Origin of the sequence: Microbacterium sp. ZW T6_19 (assembly GCF_044987465.1) — a bacterium.
GTDB lineage: Bacteria > Actinomycetota > Actinomycetes > Actinomycetales > Microbacteriaceae > Microbacterium > Microbacterium natoriense_A.
In genome coordinates this window covers 37,768-53,107 of the sequence record NZ_JBJDRH010000010.1, presented here as the reverse complement: position 1 = coordinate 53,107, position 15,340 = coordinate 37,768, and the positions used below count along the sequence as shown (strand labels likewise).

The window sequence follows — 15,340 nt, the reverse complement described above, 5'->3', positions numbered from 1 at the left end:
CCACAGCCCCTCGCCGCTCGACGAACACCCAGACGAGCCGCGCGACTTCTCGCGATCACCAGCGTCTGCCTGCTCCTCGCCGTCGTCTGCACCTGGGTGCCCGGAGCCATCGGCACCGCCGGGGCAGCCCTTCTCCCCTGGCTGGGGGTCGCTCTGTTCGGCGCCGTCGTGCTCGCCATCGTCTTCGCCCGGCGCATGCTGTTCCTCGTCCTGATCCCGGTCGTCGTCTGGGCCATCGCGATCGCCCCCTCCCTGCCGACTCCGGCGACGACGTCCAGCGCGGCCCCGCTCACGATCGTGAGTCAGAACGTGCGCGCGCATTCCGGTGGCGCCGGAGCGTCCGCCGAGGAGCTCGCCGCATCGGGAGCCGACGTGATCGCCCTCGTCGAGCTCGACGGCGACAGCCTCGGGGCCGCGTCCGAGGCCCTCGCCGAGCGCTATCCGCACTCCTACGCCGTCGGCACGGTCGGCGTGTGGAGCAGGTACCCGATCGTGGCAGCCGAACCTCTCACGCTCGGACTCGACTGGAAGCGCGCTCTCCGAGTCGCCGTCGAGGGCCCGGAATCCGAGATCGCGCTCTACGTGCTGCACGCCGCTTCGGTCCGACCGGGTCACCAGGACGGTCGCGACACGATGCTGGCCGGCCTCGCCCGCACCGTGACCGCCGACCCGGCCGACGCGCTCGTCGTCGTGGGCGACTTCAACGCCGCGTCCACCGACCCCGCCATGAACGCCCTGCGCACCGGGCTCGACTGGGTGAGGCCGACCGACGGCTCCCTCGGCCTCACCTGGCCCGCCGCCTTCCCGCTCACCAGGATCGACCAGGTCTTCGCGCGCGGAGTGACCGTGCTCTCGTCGACGACGGTTCACGCCGGCAACAGCGACCACCTCGCGACGAAGACCGTAGTCGACGGATAGGCGTAACCTTCGCCGGACCGTGCCCTCGGCGGGCGAGAATGGAACCATGGACTGGCAGACGACTTCGGAAGACACGGTGCCCTCGGCGCCGGTGACGGAGGCCGACGTCCGCCTGCTCCGCGCGCGACCGCCGGCGACCGGCGCCTGGCGCGACGGCGACCCGGCAGGAGGTCGCAAGTTCCTGTCTTCCGATGCGTTCCGGACCGAGAGCGGCGCCGAGCTGCCCGGCATCCGCCTCGCATTCGAGACCTGGGGCGAGCTGAACGCCGCGCGCGACAACGCGATCCTCGTGCTGCACGCTCTGACCGGCGACAGCCACGTCCGCGGGGACGCGGGAGCGGGACACCCCACCGCCGGCTGGTGGGAGGACATCGTCGGACCCGGTGCACCGCTCGACACGGAACGATGGTTCGTGATCGCGCCGAACATGCTGGGCGGATGCCAGGGGTCGACCGGCCCCGCGAGCATCGCGCCGAACGGCTACGAGTGGGCCTCCCGTTTCCCGTATCTGACGATCCGCGACCAGGTGGCGGCGCAGGTGCGCCTCGCCGATGCCCTCGGCATCGACGCCTGGGCGGCGGTCATCGGCGGATCGATGGGCGGCATGCACGCCCTCGAGTGGGCGCTGATGCATCCCGAACGGGTCGAGCGTCTCGCCGTTCTCTCGTCGCCTCCGATCACCACAGCCGATCAGATCGCTCTGAACACTGTGCAGCTCGAGACGATCCGCATGGATCCGAGGTTCCAAGGCGGCGAGTACTACGACCTCGCCGACGGCGACGGGCCCCACAAGGGTCTCGCGCTCGCGCGCCGCATGGCGCTGTTGAACTACCGCAGCCCGATCGAGTTGAACCAGCGCTTCCAGCGCTCCTGGCAGTCCGACGTCTCACCCCTCGGCCATGGCGGACGCTTCGCCGTGGAGTCGTACCTCGACTTCCACGGCAACAAGTTCACGCGCCGTTTCGACGCGAACAGCTATGTGACTCTCGTCGAGGCGATGAATTCGCACGACGTCGGGCGCGACCGCGGCGGAGTCGAGGAGGCCCTGCGCACGGTGACGGCGAAGACGCTCGTCCTCGGGATCGACAGCGACCGGCTCTTCCCCGTCGACGGACAGCATCGCATCGCACGCAGCATCCCGAACACCCTCGACGGCAACGAGGCGGTCGTGCTGACCAGCGACTTCGGCCACGACGGCTTCCTCATCGAGACGGATGCCGTCGGCGGGCATCTCAGCCGGCTACTCGACAGCTAGAGTCCACGGCAGCGTCTGCGTCTCCAGCCGCAGTCCGTCCCAGCGGAAGGTCGTCCCTTCGATCCGCGTGACGTAGAACCTCGCCTGGTCCGCCCCGGCGAGTGCGGCGTCCGCGTCGCGGAAGGCGCGCAGATCGTGCAGCGTCACCCAGGTGGGCGGGAACAGGATCCATTCCCCCGCCGCATGGCGCCGCAGCGCCTCGTCCGGCGTGATCCACGCGTGCTCGACCACCTCGGCGGCCGCGGCACGCACCTCGCCGGCTGACGACCTGGCAAGGAAGAACCAGGTGCGGATGCGCCGAGGGATGCCCTCAGGCGGCGTCCAGCTCGACAGCACGACGAGTTCGCCGACGTCGAGACCGACTTCTTCGGACGTCTCGCGGATGGCCGCTCTCCTGGCATCGTCGACTTCCCCCGCTCCCGGCATCCGATCGATCTCTTCGATCCTGCCGCCGGGGAACACCCACGCTCCGGCGAACGATCCGCGCTCCGGGCGGCGCATCAGCAGCACCTCGAGGCCGTGCTCTCCGGTTCGCAACAGGACCACGGTTCCGGCGACCGGCAGCTCTTCGGGGACGTCCATCCCCACACTCTACGACCGGACCTGAGCCGTCCGAACGGGCTCCGAACGATACGACACCACAGCGATCAGCAGACCGGCGAGCGCGAGGGCCGCGCCCGTCCAGGCGGGCGCGGTGAAGCCCCAGCCGAAGGCGATGACCGCGCCGCCGAGAAACGCGCCGAGGCTGTTGCCGATGTTCAGGGCAGAGTGGTTGAGCGCCGCCGCGATCGACTGGTTGTCCTCGGCGACGTCCATGAGCCGCGTCTGGATCGTCGGGCTGAGCACCGACGAGACGAAGCCGACGATGAACACCATGATCGCAAGCGACACGATCCAGAAGGACAGCAGGGCCAGCAACACGAGCACCGCCGCGAGAACCGCGAGGCCGAGCAGCAGGGTGCGCTTGACGCTGATGTCGGCGAGATGACCTCCGACGAGGTTGCCCGCGGTCATGCCGAGTCCCATGAGCACGAGCACGATCGGAACGACCCATTCGGGCGAGCCGGCGATGTCGGTGACGACGGGGGCGATGTAGCTGTACACGGCGAAGAAGCCGCCGAACCCGATCGCGCCGACGCCGAGCGCGAACCACACCTGCCGGATCCGGAAGACGCGCAGCTCGGCTCGCATCGTCCGGCCAGGTTCCCCCGGATGCTCGGGCACGAAGAAGGCGATGCAGAGGGTCGCAAGAGCGAACACGCCCGCGACCACGCCGAACGCGACCCTCCAGCCCCACTGCTGACCGAGGAACGTCCCGAACGGCACGCCGACGACGTTCGCGATCGTCAGTCCGGTGAGGATGAAGGCGACCCCCTTGGCCCGGTTCCCCGGTCCCATAACGTCGGCGGCGACCAGGGCGCCGATGCCGAAATAGGCGCCGTGCGGCAGGCCGGCGAGAAAGCGCGACGCGCCGACCAGCTCGAAGCTGGCCAGCACGACCGTGAGCGCGTTGAAGACGGTCAGTGCGAGCGCGAGGGCGATCATGACGCGGTGCCGCGGAAAACGTGCAACGAACCCGGCGATGGTCGGGGCTCCGACGACGACGCCGAGTGCGTAGAGCGAGATCAGCCAGCCTGCTTGGCTGAGAGCGTCTTCGGGGCTGGATGCCCAGAGCGTCGGGAGAAGGTCGGTCGCGATGTCGGGCAGAAGGCCCATGACGACGAACTCGGTCATGCCGATTCCGAAGCTGCCGATGGCGAGGGAGAGGAGCGCCCTCTTCGCCGCACCCCTCGATTCAGTCGAGGGATTCACCTGTCCATGCTACCGGTCGGGAGATTCGTCGATCGCCTGCTCGAGGCGTTCGATCTTCGCGTCGAGCTCTCCCGAGTATCCGGGACGGATGTCGGCCTTCAGCACCAGCGACACGCGTGACCCGAAGGGCATGACGGCTTCGGTCGCCCGCTTGACGACATCCATCACCGTGTCCCAATCGGGGCCTTCGACCTCGGTGAACATGCTGGTCGTCCGGTGCGGAAGACCAGATTCCCGGACGACTCTGACCGCGGCGGCGACCGCGTCGTGCACGGAGGCATCGTCGCGGTCCGAGCCGTCTGACGGGGCGCCGCTGGGTGCGACGGAGAAGGCGATGAGCATGGTCACTCCTTGACTGCGGGTGGGGTGGATGGCACGCGCACGAGAGCGCGGATGCCGACGATGAGAAGGACGAGGAGCAGGATGTTTCGGACGCTCAGCACGAGGATCGGCAGGAACTCGGCCCGCAGCAGAGCGTCGTAGTTCAGCGGGTAGACCAGGCAGGTCAGAGCGGCCAGCGCGAGGACGATGGCCGCGGGAACCTTCGCCCTGGTTCGATCGAGCACCAGCCAGAGGATCACCGGGGCGAAGAGCCAGGTCTGGAACTGCGGCGAGCCGACTTTGTTCACGGCTATCAACGCCACGACGAGCGACAGGGCGAGCGGCGGGAACAGCCGAGAGAACGCGGCTCGCCGAACGGCCTTGACCGCCCCGATCGCGGCCACGGCGAGCACGACCAGCAGCATGAGCGGTGTGAGCACGGAGCCGACGGCATCCGCACCGGGGGCGACAATCTGGAACGTGAGGATGTCGAAGCTGTACTCGATGCGTGCGCCTCCCGTCATCGCGAGCCAGAGGAACGGCGTCGCCGCCACGGCCTCGATCTGCAGCCCTCGCCCGGTCTGCTCTGTGAAGAAGCCGAAGATCTCGGCGCGGGCGCCGAGCAGGAAGAGGACGGCGACCACTGCGGCGGTCACAAGGGAGGCGGCGAACAGCATCCGCAACCGCGCCCTGCCTGCGACGACGGCCGCCACGAGCAGCGCACCCGGCCAGATCTTGATCCACGCGCCGGCCGTGAGCAGCGCGGCCGCGATGACGGGTCGGCGCGTGAGCCACAACCCGGCGCTCACCGCCAACGGCACCGTGACCGCATCGATGCGGTAGAGCGCGATGGGACCGAGAAACAGCAGTGCGGCGCACCAGAACCACGCCGCGATCCGGCGTGGCTGGGCCGAGCTGCGCCTCGTGAGAACTCCGAAAGCAAGCGCGTCGAGCACGGTGATCATGAGCGCCCAGGCGATCAGGTAGGCCCCGGATGCGCCCAGGCCGCCGATCAGAGGCAGCGACAGGATCTTCGCGGCGAGCATGGGCACAAGCGCGAGCTGCGGGTACACCCAGGTCTCGGTGACGCCGACGATCGGCCCGCCGCTCAGAGCCGACGCCGCCCAGGGCTCGTACACGAGCACGACGTCGCCCATCGGCTGGCTGGGCAAGATCCATCCGGCCACGGCGACCACCGCATGCACGAGCAGGAAGGCGGTCCACAGGACAGCCGTCCGCGCGCTGCCCGAGCGCGTCACGCGAGGACGTCCCCGACGGCTCGGGGCAGAGCCCTCGCCACGTCGAGAGCGACCACGGGATGACCGCGGCCCACGACGCCGGCTCCGATGACTCCGGCGGCGATCCGCGCGGCCCGGCCGTGCAGCCAGGCGCCTGCCGCAGCGGCCTCCGCGATGGGACGAGCGGGGTTCGCTGCCAGGACGGCGCCGATCACTCCGGCCAGCACGTCGCCGGTGCCGGCCGTCGCCAGCCACGAGGTGGTCTCCTCGACGGCGAGGACGACGCCGGCTTCATCGGCGATCAGCGTGCGAGAGCCTTTGAGCAGAACTGCGCCGCCGACCGCTCGAGCGACCCGCACGACGGCATCTTCGCAGCTCTCCCCCGTCGCGGCCCGCAGACGCAGGGTCTCCTGCAGACGCGCGAACTCTCCCGCGTGCGGGGTGATCACGAAAGGAGCGGCTGCGCCGGTCACCAGATCCAGTGCACCGGCGTCGATCACGACCGGAACGTTGCCGGCGAGGATCTCGCGGAGGGCCCGGCTCTCGTCGTCGGTGCGCTCCGCCGGGTCGGTGCCCGACCCGATCACCCAGGCGCCTACGCGCGAACGTCCGACGTCAGCGCCGACGACGGTTTCCGGACGGCGGGCCAGCACGGCATCCGCCGGCCGTTCCTGGCCGACGTACCGGACGAATCCGGCGCCGGTGCGCCATGCCGCCTCGACCCCGAGCACCGCAGCTCCGGGGTACGCGGCCGACCCCGTGCGCAGCGCCACGACTCCACGCGAGTACTTGTCGTCACTCGGCGTCGGCACGTGCACGAACTGCGCGGTGTCGCTGCGCGACCAGGTGCGGACATCGACCATGACTCCACGTTAGTGCGACGGCCCTCACCCGGTCGCGAAGACACTACCGTCGAAGCGTGAGCATCCTCTTCTCCCCCTCCACCATCAGATCCGTCACGTTCCGCAACCGCCTGTGGGTGTCGCCGATGTGCATGTACAGCGCCGTCGACGGCGTCGTGCAGGAGTGGCATCACACCCACCTCGCCCAGTTCGCCTCCGGAGGCGCGGGCCTCGTCGTCGCCGAGGCGACCGCCGTCGTCCCCGAGGGGCGCATCTCGCCGCGCGATGCGGGACTGTGGAACGACGAGCAGCGGGATGCCTGGGCTCCCGTGGTGCAGGCGATCCACGACCGCGGGGCGCAGGCCGGGATCCAGCTCGCCCACGCCGGTCGCAAGGCGTCGACCTGGTGGCCCTGGGCGGCCGACCGCGGCTCGGTCCCCGCCTCGGACGGCGGTTGGACGACCGCTGCGCCCTCGGCTGTGGCCTTCGAAGGATTCGCCGAACCGGTCGCCCTCGACGCCGCCGGCATCGAAGAGATCGTGGCAGCCTTCACCGCGTCGGCCCGTCGCGCGGTGGATGCCGGGTTCGACGTCATCGAGATCCATGGCGCGCACGGCTATCTCCTGCACCAGTTCCTGTCTCCCCTGTCGAATCTCCGCACCGACGAGTACGGCGGAACGCTGGAGAACAGGGCGCGCCTGCTGCTGCGCGTCGTCGATGCCGTGCGCGGCGAGGTCGGCGCCGACGTGCCGCTGTTCGTGCGCATCTCGGCCACCGACCACGCCCCCGGCGGCTTCGACGCGCAGGAGGCGACGTCCGTCGCCACCTGGGCCGAGGAGCACGGCGCCGATCTCATCGACGTCTCCAGCGGCGGGCTCGTCGCCCACCAGCAGATCAGCGTGTTCCCCGGTTACCAGGTCGAGCTCTCCGAGACCGTCCGCCAGGGCGGCCGGATCCCGACCACGGCCGTGGGGCTGATCACGGCGGCGGCCCAGGCCGAGCAGGTGCTCGTCGAGGGCCGGGCCGATGCGATCTTCGCCGGTCGTGAATGGCTGCGCGATCCGCACTTCGCGCTCCGTGCCGCGCACGAGCTCGACGCCGAGGTGGCCTGGCCGCCCCAGTACGAGCGCGCACGCTGGCGCTGACCCGGTTCGGGTGCGCGGTCAGTGACCGCGCACCCGACGGGTCGCGTCGCGGACCTCGCCGACCAGCTCTTCCAGGATGTCCTCGAGGAAGAGCACCGCGATGGTCTCGCCGTGAGCGTCGCGCACCTTCGCGAGGTGGCGACCAGCACGGCGCATGAGGGCGAGCGCGTCCTCGAGATCCGTGTCCTCCTGCACCGGCACCATGTGGTGGATGCGCTTGGCCGGCACGGGTTCGGCGAGCTTCGCGGCGGCGTTCGGACCGTCCGAGGCGCGCAGGATGTCCTTGAGGTGCACGTAGCCGATCGGCGCGCTCGTCTCGTCGACGATCACGTATCGCGAGAACCCGTAGCGCGCGACGGCCTTCTCGATGTCATCCGGCGTCGTCGACGGCGGAAGCGTCACGAGCTGACTCAGCGGCACTGCGATGTCGCGGGCCTTCTTGTCCGTGAACTCCACGGCCGCAGCCACCGCACCCGCCGTATCGGCGAGAATGCCCTCGCGGCGGGACTGATCGACGATCGTGGCCACCTCCTCGAGCGTGAACGTCGACGCTGCCTCGTTCTTCGGTTCGACGCGGAAGAGACGCAGCACGCCGTTCGCCGAGGCGTTCAGCACCCAGATGACGGGCATGAAGACCTTCGACACCCACACCAGCGGCGGGGCGAGCAGCAGCACGGCGCGATCGGGAACCGAGAAGGCGAGGTTCTTGGGCACCATCTCGCCGAACACGACGTGCAGGAACGACACGATGAGAAGCGTGATCGCGAAGGACACCGCGTCGACCGCGGCATCCGCCCATCCGAAGGCGTGCATGGGCGCCGCCAGCAGGTGGTGGATCGCAGGCTCCGACACATTCAGGATCAGCAGCGAGCAGATCGTGATGCCCAGCTGCGAGGTCGCGAGCATGAGCGTCGCATGCTCCATCGCGAAGAGCGCGGTCTTGGCCGGACGTGAGCCCATCTCGGCACGGGGCTCGATCTGCGAGCGGCGCGCGGAGATGACGGCGAACTCTGCGCCGACGAAGAAGGCGTTGCCGAGGAGCAGCACGACGAGCCAGACGATTCCTGCCCAGTCGCTCATCGCTCCACCCCCTCGGTGTCCGCGCTCGGGACGTAGCGGATGCGGTCGATACGACGGCCGTCCATCCGCACGACCTGCAGGAGCCCGGAATCGAGGGGGACCTCGTCGCCCACGACAGGAACGCGCTCGAGCACGCTCATGACGTAGCCGGCGACGGTGTCGTACACGTCGCCCTCGGGCACGTCGACGCCGGCGCGGCTGCGCAGCTCGTCCGGGCGCAGCTCGCCGGGGAACGTGACGCCGTCTCGGCCCACGATCACTCCGGCCCTGGTGCGATCGTGCTCGTCCGAGACCTCGCCGACGATCTCTTCGACGAGGTCTTCGAGCGTGACCAGTCCCGCCGTGCCGCCGTACTCGTCGACCACCACGGCGAGCTGATAGCCGCGGGCGCGCAGTTCGGAGATGAGTCCGTCGACGTGCACCGTCTCGGGCACGCGCAGCGGCTCGGTGGCCAGGGCGCCGACCGGCACCTCGGCCCGGCGGTCACGCGGCACGGAGATCGCCGCCTTCAGGTGCACGACGCCGGTGATGTCGTCGAGGTCGTCGTCGTACACCGGGAAGCGGCTGTGCCCCGTGCGGCGGGCGAGCTGGATGACGTCGTCCGCAGAATCCCCCGCAGCGATCGCATGCATGCTCGGGCGAGGAGTCATCACGTCGGCGGCTGTGAGACGGGCGAAGGTCAGAGTGCGATCGAGCAGGGTGGCGGTGTCCTCCTCGAGCACACCGGCGCTCGCCGAACGACGCACGAGAGAGGAGAGCTCCTCGGCGGTGCGCGCACCCGAGAGCTCTTCCTTGGGCTCGATGCCCATGCCGCGCAAGACGCCGTTGGCGCTGCCGTTCAACACGATCACAGCCGGCTTGAACACGGTCGTGAACGCGACCTGGAACGGGATGACGAGCTTCGCCGTCGCGAGCGGCAGCGCCAGCGCGAAGTTCTTCGGGACGAGTTCGCCCAGGATCATCGACAGCGCTGTCGCGACGACCATCGCGACGATGGTCGCTATGGGAGCGATGGCCGCTTCGGGGATGTTCCAGGCCGTGAGAGTCGGCCGCAGGAGATTCGACAGTGCCGGCTCCATCGTGTAACCGGTGAGGAGAGTCGTCAGCGTGATTCCGAGCTGTGCAGCCGAGAGGTGCGTGGATGTGTGCCGGAGTGCGCCGATCGTGAGCGACAGCCTCGTTTCGCCGCGCGCTCGGCGAGCTTCGAGATCGGCACGATCGAGATTGACCAGAGCGAACTCGCTCGCGACGAACAGGCCGGTCCCGATCGTGAGCAGGAGCCCCACGCCCAGAAGGATGTAATCCATCAGAGTCTCCTCTCGCTATCGAGAGGCGGGCGATGGGGCGATCTACTGCAACTGGGAGGGTCGTCCATGGTGGTCACGATTGTACCGAATCGGGCTGTGTGAGGGGCGGATGCCGGGGCTCCTACCAGCTCACCGGCAGGGCCTTGCCCTCTTCGTATCCGGCCGCGGACTGGAGACCCACGTGCGCGCGCTCATGGAACTCGGGCACCGACGAGGCGCCGGCGTAGGTGAAGGACGAGCGGACGCCTGAGGTGATCATGTCGAGCAGGTCCTCCACCCCGGGGCGCAACGGGTCGAGGTAGATCTTCGACGAGGAGATGCCTTCGGCGAACAGCTCCTTGCGGGCGCGCTCGTACGCGTCGAGGCGGCCGAAGCGCGCCTGCACCGCCTTCGTCGAGGCCATCCCCCACGATTCCTTGTAGAGGCGGCCGTCGGTGTCGCGCTGCAGTTCGCCCGGGGCCTCGATGGTGCCGGCGAACCACGACCCGATCATGACGGATGCCGCTCCCGCGGCGAGAGCCAGGGCCACGTCCCGCGGATAGCGCACTCCTCCGTCGGCCCAGACGTGGGCGCCGAGTTCGCGAGCGGCCTCTGCGGTCTCGAGGACCGCCGAGAACTGCGGGCGGCCGACCGCCGTCATCATGCGGGTCGTGCACATGGCCCCCGGGCCCACGCCGACCTTCAGGATCGATGCCCCCGCCTCGACCAGGTCGCGCACGCCCTCGGCCGTGACGATGTTGCCGGCGACGATCGGAAGCCCCAGGCCCAGAGCGGACACCTCGGACAGCGCACGCAGCATCCCTTCCTGATGGCCGTGGGCCGTGTCGAGGACGAGCACATCGACGCCGGCACCCGCGAGTGCCTTAGCCTTCGAGGCGACGTCGCCGTTGATGCCGATCGCCGCCGCGACGGCGAGGCGCCCGTCGGCGTCGAGAGCCGGACCGTACAGCGTGGAGCGCAGGGCGCTGCGTGCGCTGAGCGTTCCGACGAGATGGCCGTGGTGAACGACCGAGACCATCTCGACGCCCGCCTCGGTGATCACGTCGAAGGCGTGGCGCTCCGAGCCGATGTCGTCCGCGTCCAGCGCCGGGGTGCCCGCGTGCACGAGGTCGCCGAGCTGCGCATCGAGCAGTGCGGTGGCGAGCCTGGTGGCCGGAAGGATGCCGAGGATCGCCTCGACGTCGTACGGGGCGTCGCCCGTCGCCACCACGATGCCGTGCCCTGCCGTCGCCGGAAGCAGCCGGAGAGCATCCGCCACGGACGCCGAAGGAGGCAGAACGATGGGCGTGTCCCACAGCACGGGTTGCGACTTCACGTCACGGATCGCCGCGTCGAGATCCTGCAGAGGCATGTCCTGAGGCAGCACGCCGAGCCCACCGCGACGGGCCAGCACGGCGGCGATCCGAGGACCGGTGACGGAGTTCATGTTGGAGGCCACCAGCGGCAGCGTCGCCGGTGTGCCGTCGTGCGGGGTCAGATCGACCTGCAGGCGGCTCGTGACACCCGATCGGCGTGGCACCAGGAAGACGTCCGAATAGGTCAGATCGACGGTGGGCTGCTTGCCTGCGAACTCCATGTCTCCACGGTAGCGAGATATGCCGCCGCGTGGCGCGCCGTCGCGACGAATCGGCGATGGAAACACGTTAGGCTTGATGGTCGAGAGTGTGCAGACCCGAGCGCATCCTGCGCCTGCGCGAGCACATGTGAGATTCAGCGATGAAAGAGGGCGATCGAGCGTGTCGAACCAGGTGACCGGCGGCGGGGGCGACGGGGGGTTCGGAGCCAATTCCTGGCTCGTGGAAGAGCTCTACGAGCAGTTCAAGACGAACCGCGACTCCGTCGACAAGGAGTGGTGGCCGGTTCTGGAGAAGTACGAGGCCGACACGGCCGGATCCTCCGCTCGTCAGGCCGCTCCCACCGAGACCACTCACCCCGTGACCGCCCCGATCCCGGTCATCGGCGCCCAGCCCGTCGCCCGCACGACCGCCAAGCCGGCCGCATCCGCTCCGATCCCCGCCCAGGCTCCCAAGCCGGCGGTGAAGGAAGCCAGCTCCGTCGCCGCCCCCGTCGACGAGGACAAGGTCACCCCGCTGCGCGGCCTGCCCAAGACCCTCGCGGCGAACATGGACGAGTCGCTCACCGTTCCGACCGCGACCAGCGTTCGCACGGTGCCCGCGAAGCTGATGATCGACAACCGCATCGTCATCAACAACCACATGGCCCGGACCCGTGGCGGCAAGATCAGCTTCACGCACCTCATCGGCTGGGCGCTGATCCGCACTCTCGACGAGTTCCGCAGCCAGAACGTGTTCTACGCCGAAGTAGACGGCAAGCCGTCGGTCGTCGCCCCGGCGCACGTCAACCTCGGCATCGCGATCGATCTGCCGAAGCCCGACGGAACCCGCGCCCTCATGGTTCCCAGCATCAAGCGCGCCGACACCATGACGTTCAACGAGTACCTCATCGCCTACGAGGACCTCGTCACCCGTGCCCGCGGCAACAAGCTGACCGCGGCGGACTTCCAGGGCACGACGGTGTCGCTCACCAATCCAGGCGGCATCGGCACGGTGCACTCCGTTCCCCGTCTGATGAAGGGCCAGGGCTGCATCATCGGCGCCGGCGCGCTCGAGTACCCGGCCGAGTTCCAGGGCGCGAGCGAGAAGACGCTGAACGAGCTCGCGATCGGCAAGACGATCACGCTCACCAGCACCTACGACCACCGCGTGATCCAGGGCGCCGGATCGGGCGAGTTCCTGAAGAAGGTGCACGAGCTGCTCATCGGACAGCGCGGCTTCTACGAGGACATCTTCGCCGCTCTGCGCATCCCCTACGCTCCGATCCACTGGAACCCGGACATCGCGGTCGACCTCGCCGAGCGCGTCGACAAGCAGTCCCGGGTGCAGGAGCTCATCAACTCGTTCCGCGTGCGCGGGCACCTGATGGCCGACATCGACCCGCTCGAGTACGTGCAGCGCTCGCACCCCGACCTCGAGATCGAGAATCACGGCCTCACTTTCTGGGATCTCGATCGCGAGTTCGTCACCGGAGGCTTCGGCGGCAAGCGCATCGCGAAGCTCCGCGACATCCTCGGCGTGCTGCGCGACTCCTACTGCCGCACCCTCGGCATCGAGTACATGCACATCCAGGACCCCGAGCAGCGCCGGTGGTTCCAGGAGAAGGTCGAGGTCAAGTACCAGAAGCCCGGCCACGACGAGCAGCTGAGGGTCCTCCGCAAGCTCAACGAGGCCGAGGCGTTCGAGACCTTCCTGCAGACGAAGTTCGTCGGGCAGAAGCGCTTCTCGCTCGAGGGCGGAGAATCCCTCGTCCCGCTGCTCGACGAGATCCTCCAGGGCGCCGCGAACGCGGGCCTCGAGGGCGCCGCGATCGGCATGGCCCACCGCGGACGCCTGAACGTCCTCACCAACATCGCCGGCAAGACCTACGGCCAGGTGTTCCAGGAGTTCGAGGGTCACCAGACTCCGGGCAACCAGCGCGGTTCCGGTGACGTGAAGTACCACCTCGGCACCGAGGGCACCTTCGTCGCCGAGGACGGCGCCGAACTGCCCGTCTACCTCGCAGCGAACCCCTCGCACCTCGAGACCGTCGACGGCGTCCTCGAAGGCATCGTGCGTGCCAAGCAGGACCGCAAGCCGATCGGCACGTTCACCTGGCTGCCCATCCTCGTCCACGGCGATGCGGCCTTCGCGGGCCAAGGCGTCGTCGTCGAGACTCTGCAGATGTCGCAGTTGCGCGGCTACCGCACGGGCGGCACGATCCACGTGGTCGTGAACAACCAGGTCGGCTTCACCACCACGCCGAACGACGGCCGCACCTCGGTGTACTCCACCGACGTCGCCAAGACGATCCAGGCCCCCGTCTTCCACGTGAACGGCGACGACCCCGAAGCCGTCATCCATGTCGCTCAGCTGGCGTTCGAATACCGCGAGCGCTTCCATCGAGACGTCGTGATCGACCTGGTGTGCTACCGCCGCCGCGGTCACAACGAGGGCGACGACCCCTCGATGACCCAGCCGCTGATGACCGACCTGATCCAGGCGAAGCGCTCGGTGCGCAAGCTCTACACCGAGTCGCTCGTCGGCCGCGGCGACATCACCGAGGAGGAGTACGACCAGGCCAAGGCCGACTTCCAGAACCGCCTCGAGATCGCATTCGCCGAGACGCACGCGGCCGAGACGGGTGCGACCCCGATCGCTCCCGATCTGCTGCCGGTCGACGAGCAGGTGGGCGCCCCCGAGATCACCGGCGTTCCGAACGAGGTGATCCAGCTCATCGGCGACGCGTTCGTGAACAAGCCCGGGGGCTTCACTGTGCACCCGAAGATCCAGCAGCTGCTCGACAAGCGTCTCGACATGAGCCGCAACGGCGGGATCGACTGGGGTTTCGGCGAGCTCCTCGCCTTCGGCTCGCTGCTCGTCGAAGGCACCACCGTGCGTCTCGCCGGCCAGGACTCGCGCCGCGGCACCTTCGTGCAGCGCCACGCGACGCTGCACGACCGTGCGAACGGTCAGGAGTGGCTGCCGCTGTCGAACCTGTCGGATTCGCAGGGCCGCTTCTTCGTCTACGACTCGCTGCTCAGCGAGTACGCCGCGCTCGGCTTCGAGTACGGATACTCGGTGGAGGCTCCTGAGGCGCTGGTGCTGTGGGAGGCGCAGTTCGGCGACTTCGTCAACGGCGCCCAGTCGGTCATCGACGAGTACATCTCGGCGGCCGAGCAGAAGTGGGGCCAGCAGTCCAGCGTGACGCTGCTGCTTCCCCACGGATACGAGGGCCAGGGACCCGACCACTCGTCGGCCCGCATCGAGCGCTTCCTGCAGCTGTGCGCGCAGGAGAACATGATCGTCGCACGTCCGTCCACTCCGGCATCGCACTTCCACCTGCTGCGTCGTCAGGCCTACGCCCGGCCCCGCAAGCCGCTGATCGTGTTCACGCCCAAGGCCATGCTGCGCCTGCGCGGTGCGACGAGCCCGGTGGAGGCGTTCACCCGCGGTCGATTCGAGCCGGTGCTCGACGACGACCGCGGTCTCGACCGCTCCGCCGTCAAGCGCGTGCTCGTGCACTCCGGCAAGGTGCACTGGGATCTGCGCGCGGAACTCGAGAAGAACCCGAACCCCGAGATCGCGCTGGTGCGCCTGGAGCAGCTGTATCCGACGCCGATCGACGAGCTGAAGGCCATCACCGACTCGTACCCGAACGCCGAGCTGGTGTGGGTTCAGGAGGAGCCAGAGAATCAGGGGGCTTGGCCGTTCCTCGCCCTCGCGTTCGCCGATGTTCCCGGCGACCGCACCTTCCGCCCCGTCTCGCGGCCCGCGTCGGCCTCGCCCGCCACCGGCTCTTCGAAGGTGCACGCTGCACAGCAGGCGGCACTGCTGCGCGAAGCGCTCACCCTCGGCTGACCCGCACG

12 protein-coding genes are annotated in these 15,340 nt (G+C 69.1%); 4 read left to right on the top strand and 8 right to left on the bottom strand.

The window, feature by feature from the left end; translation table 11 throughout:
- Positions 1–96 precede the first annotated feature (96 nt).
- On the top strand, positions 97–918 hold the full coding sequence (locus ACI3KT_RS14950) for an endonuclease/exonuclease/phosphatase family protein (RefSeq protein WP_404905253.1): 822 nt from the start codon (positions 97–99) through the stop codon (positions 916–918).
- 46 nt (positions 919–964) lie between these two features.
- Complete coding sequence (locus tag ACI3KT_RS14945) at positions 965–2,173, top strand: homoserine O-acetyltransferase (protein ID WP_404905250.1); 1,209 nt, start codon at positions 965–967, stop codon at positions 2,171–2,173.
- On the opposite strand, the gene ACI3KT_RS14940 is transcribed toward ACI3KT_RS14945, so the two are convergent.
- The 5 genes from ACI3KT_RS14940 to ACI3KT_RS14920 are packed head-to-tail and all read right to left on the bottom strand — an operon-like array spanning position 2,159 to position 6,407.
- Positions 2,159–2,755 carry an NUDIX hydrolase gene (locus tag ACI3KT_RS14940; protein WP_404905248.1) on the bottom strand — a complete coding sequence of 199 codons (597 nt, stop codon included), beginning with the start codon at positions 2,753–2,755 and terminating at the stop codon, positions 2,159–2,161. The genes ACI3KT_RS14945 and ACI3KT_RS14940 overlap by 15 nt on opposite strands.
- A 9-nt stretch (positions 2,756–2,764) precedes the next feature.
- Positions 2,765–3,985: an MFS transporter gene (locus ACI3KT_RS14935; RefSeq protein ID WP_404905245.1), complete on the bottom strand. Its 1,221-nt coding sequence runs from the start codon at positions 3,983–3,985 to the stop codon at positions 2,765–2,767.
- 9 nt (positions 3,986–3,994) lie between these two features.
- Positions 3,995–4,327 carry a thiamine-binding protein gene (locus ACI3KT_RS14930; RefSeq protein ID WP_307295980.1) on the bottom strand — a complete coding sequence of 111 codons (333 nt, stop codon included), beginning with the start codon at positions 4,325–4,327 and terminating at the stop codon, positions 3,995–3,997.
- 2 nt (positions 4,328–4,329) lie between these two features.
- Positions 4,330–5,565, bottom strand: coding sequence for a hypothetical protein (locus tag ACI3KT_RS14925; protein WP_404905242.1), 1,236 nt, complete (start codon positions 5,563–5,565; stop codon positions 4,330–4,332).
- The gene (locus ACI3KT_RS14920) at positions 5,562–6,407 is read right to left on the bottom strand and encodes an NAD(P)H-hydrate dehydratase (RefSeq protein WP_404905239.1); all 846 of its coding nucleotides are present in this window, start codon (positions 6,405–6,407) and stop codon (positions 5,562–5,564) included. The genes ACI3KT_RS14925 and ACI3KT_RS14920 overlap by 4 nt, the downstream gene beginning before the upstream one ends.
- A gap of 56 nt (positions 6,408–6,463) precedes the next feature.
- Here ACI3KT_RS14920 and ACI3KT_RS14915 point away from each other — a divergent pair, with 56 nt between their 5' ends.
- Positions 6,464–7,531 carry an NADH:flavin oxidoreductase/NADH oxidase gene (locus tag ACI3KT_RS14915; RefSeq protein WP_307295975.1) on the top strand — a complete coding sequence of 356 codons (1,068 nt, stop codon included), beginning with the start codon at positions 6,464–6,466 and terminating at the stop codon, positions 7,529–7,531.
- Between the two features lie 18 nt (positions 7,532–7,549).
- Here ACI3KT_RS14915 and ACI3KT_RS14910 read toward each other — a convergent pair whose 3' ends face one another.
- The 3 genes from ACI3KT_RS14910 to ACI3KT_RS14900 all read right to left on the bottom strand — a co-directional run bounded on the left by ACI3KT_RS14910 (position 7,550) and on the right by ACI3KT_RS14900 (position 11,494).
- Entirely contained in the window at positions 7,550–8,611 is a 1,062-nt protein-coding gene (locus ACI3KT_RS14910; protein ID WP_307295972.1) for a hemolysin family protein, read from the bottom strand.
- Positions 8,608–9,918: a hemolysin family protein gene (locus ACI3KT_RS14905; protein WP_307295969.1), complete on the bottom strand. Its 1,311-nt coding sequence runs from the start codon at positions 9,916–9,918 to the stop codon at positions 8,608–8,610. Before ACI3KT_RS14905 ends, ACI3KT_RS14910 begins: the two co-directional genes overlap by 4 nt.
- A gap of 121 nt (positions 9,919–10,039) precedes the next feature.
- Positions 10,040–11,494, bottom strand: a complete 1,455-nt coding sequence (locus ACI3KT_RS14900; RefSeq protein ID WP_404905237.1) for a GuaB1 family IMP dehydrogenase-related protein — start codon at positions 11,492–11,494, stop codon at positions 10,040–10,042.
- Positions 11,495–11,654: 160 nt separating this feature from the next.
- On the opposite strand from ACI3KT_RS14900, the gene ACI3KT_RS14895 reads away from it, so the two are divergent.
- The gene (locus ACI3KT_RS14895) at positions 11,655–15,332 is read left to right on the top strand and encodes a multifunctional oxoglutarate decarboxylase/oxoglutarate dehydrogenase thiamine pyrophosphate-binding subunit/dihydrolipoyllysine-residue succinyltransferase subunit (protein WP_404905234.1); all 3,678 of its coding nucleotides are present in this window, start codon (positions 11,655–11,657) and stop codon (positions 15,330–15,332) included.
- Positions 15,333–15,340: the final 8 nt, after the last annotated feature.